This is a genomic window from Brevundimonas sp. (genome assembly GCF_032107865.1).
GTDB lineage: Bacteria > Pseudomonadota > Alphaproteobacteria > Caulobacterales > Caulobacteraceae > Brevundimonas.
The window spans coordinates 1-4,773 of the sequence record NZ_DAMCNG010000201.1 but is presented as its reverse complement, the minus strand read 5'-3'; the positions used below and the strand labels follow the sequence as shown (position 1 = coordinate 4,773).

Sequence of the window (4,773 nt, the reverse complement as noted above, 5' to 3'; positions counted from 1 at the left end):
CCCAGACCCGCGCGGGCGGTGCGTTCAGGCTCAGCGTCCCGCCGACCTCGAAGCCATGCGGCGCGGCCGACTTCACCTCGGCTGAGGCGGGCGTCGAAACGAAGACGGCGGCCAGCGCGGCGGTCGCGGCGGCGAGAGCGAAAAGGCGTCGAGCCATGGGAAATCCTCCAGCCGCACGAGGAAGCGCGCGGGCGCGTCTGCGGTCAACTGTCGTGTCAGCGTGTTTCCCCCGTCTCGCCAAGGTCGCGGTTTTCCGCTAGAGGAAGCCATGACAGACAAGATGACCCCCCAGGCGGCGCTGGACCGCCTTGAAATCCTCTACAATCAATCCGTCGCCAACCTGCGCACCGCAGTGAAGCGTTTTCTCGAGACCGGCGAGCGCGCCGATCCCGAGGCGCGGGCCGCCGGCCTGTTCGCCTATCCCCGACTGACCATCAGCTGGTTCGGCGACCGCCCGCAGGATCTCGAGACGCGCGCCTTCGGCCGCCTGTCGCGCCCCGGCGTCTATACGACCACCGTCACCCGCCCCGACCTGTACCGCGCCTATCTGCTGGAGCAGCTGACGCTGCTGTCGGACGAATACGGCGCCCGGATCACGGTCGAGCCGTCGGAACAGGAAATCCCCTTCCCCTATGTGCTGGACGGTTCCGGCGTGGTGCTGGACAGCACCATGACGGCGGCCATCGCCCGCTGGTTCCCGACCACGGACCTGGCCCACATCGGCGACGAGATCTCGGACGGCCTGTTCGAGCCGGGCGAGGACTTCCCCCTGGCCCAGTTCGACGGCCTACGCACCGATTTCTCGCTGGCGCGGCTGCGGCACTACACCGGCACGCCGGTCGAGGACGTGCAGTCCTATGTGCTGTTCACCAACTATCATCGCTACGTCGATGAGTTCGTGCGCTGGGCTTGCGCCCAACTGGCCGATCCGGACAGCCCCTATGAGACCCTGTCCTGCGCCGGCGGCGTGGTCATCGACCGCGCCACGCCGAACCCTGAAGTCGCCATCATGGACGCGGCCTGGCGCCGCCATCAGATGCCTGCCTATCACCTGACGCGGCCGGACGGTCAGGGCATCACCCTGGTCAACATCGGCGTCGGGCCGTCGAACGCCAAGACGATCTGCGACCACCTGGCCGTCACCCGTCCGCACGCCTGGATGATGATCGGCCACTGCGGCGGCCTGCGCGGCAGCCAGACCATCGGCGATTACGTCCTGGCTCACGCCTATCTGCGCGACGACCATGTGCTGGACGCCGTCCTGCCCGCCGACATCCCGATCCCGAACATCGCCGAGGTGCAACGCGCCCTCTATGACGCAACCAAGCTGGTCTCTGGCGCACCGGGCGAAGAGGTGAAGAAGCGGCTGCGCACCGGCACTGTCGTCACCACGGACGACCGCAACTGGGAGCTGCGCTATTCCAAGTCGGCTCTGCGCTTCAACCAGAGCCGCGCCGTCGCCATCGACATGGAAAGCGCCACCATCGCGGCCCAGGGCTATCGCTTCCGTGTGCCTTACGGGACGTTGCTGTGCGTCTCGGACAAGCCGCTGCACGGCGAGATCAAGCTGCCGGGCCAGGCCAACCGCTTCTATGAAGGCTCGATCTCGGAACACCTGCAGATCGGCATTCAGGCGGTGGACCTGCTGCGCGCCGAAGGCACCCGTCTGCATTCCCGCAAGCTGCGCGCCTTCGACGAGCCGCCGTTCAGATAAGAAAGCTCTTGCTGAGCGCGGTTCCTCCCTCCCCTTGATGGGGAGGGGGCGATCGATTTCAGCTTTTCCTGAACAGGTAGAGGCCGAAGCCGAAGAAGGGCGCGCCGAAGTCGAACATCATCTTGATGCGATGGGCCGTGGCGGCGACGCTCGGCGCATCGACGTGGTCGGGATGGGCGTCCAGCCAGTCGGCCACCGCCGTCTCCATGCCGGTGCGATAGACGGCCCATTCGGCCTCGTCGGATATTTCGGCCGAGACGACCTCCAGGCCGGCCTCGCGCGCGGCGGCCTGCCATTCCTCGTGGCTGACGTAATAGCCGGAGGTTTCGACCAGTTGGCGCAGGGGCGCGGGCGGTTCGCTCTTCCAGAACAGGTCGCCCCACAACAATGCGCCGCCGGGCGTCAGATGTTCGGCCAGGACGGAGAAGACCGCGGCGGGCTCGCGCTGGCCCTTGCCCGCCGGTTCAGTGGCGCCGATGGCGACGATCAGGTCGAAGGGCGGGTGAGACTCCAGAGCGGTCGCGGACGTTTCGCGCTGAACCGTGATCCGGTCCGTCAGGCCTGCCTTCTGGATACGGGCTTCGGCCTCAGCGGCCATGGCCGGGTCCAGCTCCACCGCCGTCACGCGGGCGTTGAAGGCGCGGGCCAGGCTCATGGAGATCTCGCCATAGGCGCAGCCGATGTCCATGACCGTCGCGCCTGGCTTCAGTGCGGCGCGCGCGACGGCGGCTTCCAGCCGCTCCATCGACAGGGCGTTGCAGATGGCGAGGGGTTGATAGGCGATGTGATGAAAGGCGATGCGCATGGCCAAGGTCTAGGACGCCTCGGGCGCGTCGTCGCAAAGAAAGAACTTTACAACATAAAGTTCTTGGCTCACTCTTACTTCAACAGGCAGGGAGAGACGCCATGACCCGCGATCAGGTTCAATCCGTTCACGACGACATCGCCTATATGAAGGCCCTGGCTCAGGAAGGGCGGCAGGCGCCGTTGCTGGCGGGCCCCATCATGGTGGCGGCGGCCATCGTCTTTGGGCTGGCCAGCGTCGCCCAATGGGCCGTCGTGTCTGGACTCATCGACGTCACGCCGTGGGCGCAGTTCTGGATCTGGGTCGTGGCGGCGATCATCTTCACTCTCGACCTGATCTTTCTGCTCAACCGGATGAAGGCCAAGCCCGGCTATAGCTCTGTGGGCAACCAAGCGGTCGGGGCGGCGTGGACCGGCGTCGGCCTTGGCATCTTCGTCACCTGGCTCGCCCTGATGGCGATCGGCTTCAAGACCGGCGACTGGTTCCTGATGAACCTCATGCCGACGATCGTGGTGGTCGCTTATGGGTCGGCCTGGATGGTCGCGGCCTTCATGTCGCGGGCGCGCTGGATGATGGGGGTAGCCTTGACGTCCTATGCGGGGGCTGTGGTCCTGGCCTGGTTCGCCGGCGATCAGACCATCTATCTGGTGCATGCGGCCCTGCTGCTGCTCGTCGCCTTCATCCCCGGCGTGATCCTGATGCGCCAGGAACCGACGGAGGTGGTCTGACATGGCCGCGCCCGAACCGGCGCCCGATCCGGCTGACGCCTTCGACATCGGCCGTATCGACGAGGTGATCCACGGCCGGGTGCGCCTGGGGATCATGGCCTATCTGTCCAGCGTGGAGAGCGCCGATTTCGGCGAGTTGAAGATCAGGCTGCAGACGACGGACGGCAATCTGTCGGTGCATTTGCGTAAGCTGGAGGAGGCGGGCTTCGTCGCCGTGTCCAAGAGCTTTCAGGGCCGCAAGCCCCTGACACGGGCCAGTATGACGGAGGCGGGCCGCGACGCCTTCCTCGCCTATCTGGACGCCATGTCGGCTCTGGTGGCGGGGCGTTAGGCGGCTGGCGTCCGCCGCTGAACAGTCTAAGGAAGGCGGTCATGAGCGACCGTCTTTCGCCGTTCGAGGCCATTGATAACTTCCGCGACTATGGCGGCTACGCCGTGGACGACCGTGTTCTGGCGCGGGGGCGGCTTTATCGCGCGGCGCATCAGGCGCGGGCGACCGATGCGGATGTGGCGCGGCTTGAGGCGCTGCAACTCGCGGCCGTGGTCGATCTGCGTCGTCCCAGCGAGCGGCGGGCCCAGCCGTCGCGTCGCCCTCTGGGCTGGGCGGGGGCGCTGATCGAAAGCGATCATGACGACGGCGGCGAGGCGCCGCACCTGACCTTTCTGAAGACCGCCGACCTGACTGAGGCGTCGGGCCGCGCCTTCATGACCGAGACCTATCGCCGCCTACCCTTCGAAGCGGCCCATATCGACCTGTTCGGCCGCTACTTCCGCCTGTTGGCCGAGGTCGAGGGGGCGGTGCTGATCCACTGTGCGGCGGGCAAGGACCGGACCGGCCTGCTGGCGGCCCTGACCCACAGCCTGCTGGGCGTGGCCCACGATGATCTGATGGCGGATTACCTGGCGACCAATCAGGCCGTGGATCTGAACGGTCGAGCGGAAGAGGCGGCGCGCAAGCTGACGGTGATGACCGGTCGCACGGCGTCGCACGGGGCGGTGGTGGCCTTCCTGGGCGTCGAGGCGGCCTATCTGGACGAAGCCTTCCGCGCCATGCGTGAGCACAGCGGCTCGGTTGCGGGCTATCTGGAGCGGGTGCTGGGCGTGGATGCGTCGCTGGCCGAGCGTATCCGGGCGCGACTGGCGCCGTGAGCGGCCTGCCTGTTCGTCATGTCGAGACGCATCCGTGGCGCGATCCACTAACGGTTGCGGCGGGGCTGAACCGTCGCGTGGGCGCCCTGGCCCTGCTGGCTGGCGCAGGTGATGCGCAGGCGCACGGCGGCCGCTGGTCTTTCGTGGCCTGTGAGCCGGATCAGGTGTTCGTCGGCCACGTGGATGATGGGGCGTTGTTCCAGCGCCTGCGTGAGCCTGCCTATACAGGGGGCGGTGTCGTCGGGCTGATGAGCTATGACGCCGGGGCGCGTCCGGCGACGGGCGAGCGCGGGGGCGGCTGGCCGGACCTGATGCTGGCCCGCTATCCGGCCCTGCTGGCCTTCGACCACCAAGACCGACAGGTGCAGGCGATCGGG

Annotated in this window: 5 protein-coding genes and 1 pseudogene; 5 read left to right on the top strand and 1 reads right to left on the bottom strand. The window is 67.2% G+C overall.

The features are described 5' to 3' along the window. The first annotated feature begins 268 nt into the window (after positions 1-268). Entirely contained in the window at positions 269-1,714 is a 1,446-nt protein-coding gene (locus RT567_RS13650; protein WP_313576833.1) for an AMP nucleosidase, read from the top strand. Between the two features lie 58 nt (positions 1,715-1,772). On the opposite strand, the gene RT567_RS13645 is transcribed toward RT567_RS13650, so the two are convergent. After that, the gene (locus RT567_RS13645) at positions 1,773-2,519 is read right to left on the bottom strand and encodes a class I SAM-dependent methyltransferase (protein ID WP_313576832.1); all 747 of its coding nucleotides are present in this window, start codon (positions 2,517-2,519) and stop codon (positions 1,773-1,775) included. A gap of 101 nt (positions 2,520-2,620) precedes the next feature. On the opposite strand from RT567_RS13645, the gene RT567_RS13640 reads away from it, so the two are divergent. From RT567_RS13640 to RT567_RS13625, 4 genes and pseudogenes are all read left to right on the top strand, one after another. After that, complete coding sequence (locus RT567_RS13640) at positions 2,621-3,247, top strand: hypothetical protein (protein ID WP_313576831.1); 627 nt, start codon at positions 2,621-2,623, stop codon at positions 3,245-3,247. 1 nt (position 3,248) lies between these two features. After that, positions 3,249-3,578 (top strand): transcriptional regulator, encoded by a 330-nt coding sequence (locus tag RT567_RS13635; protein ID WP_313576830.1) that lies wholly within the window; start codon positions 3,249-3,251, stop codon positions 3,576-3,578. A gap of 41 nt (positions 3,579-3,619) precedes the next feature. Then, positions 3,620-4,396, top strand: a complete 777-nt coding sequence (locus tag RT567_RS13630) for a tyrosine-protein phosphatase (protein ID WP_313576829.1) — start codon at positions 3,620-3,622, stop codon at positions 4,394-4,396. Then, positions 4,393-4,773: pseudogene (locus RT567_RS13625) on the top strand (anthranilate synthase component I family protein); the annotation flags it as partial. The gene RT567_RS13630 and the pseudogene RT567_RS13625, both read left to right, overlap by 4 nt.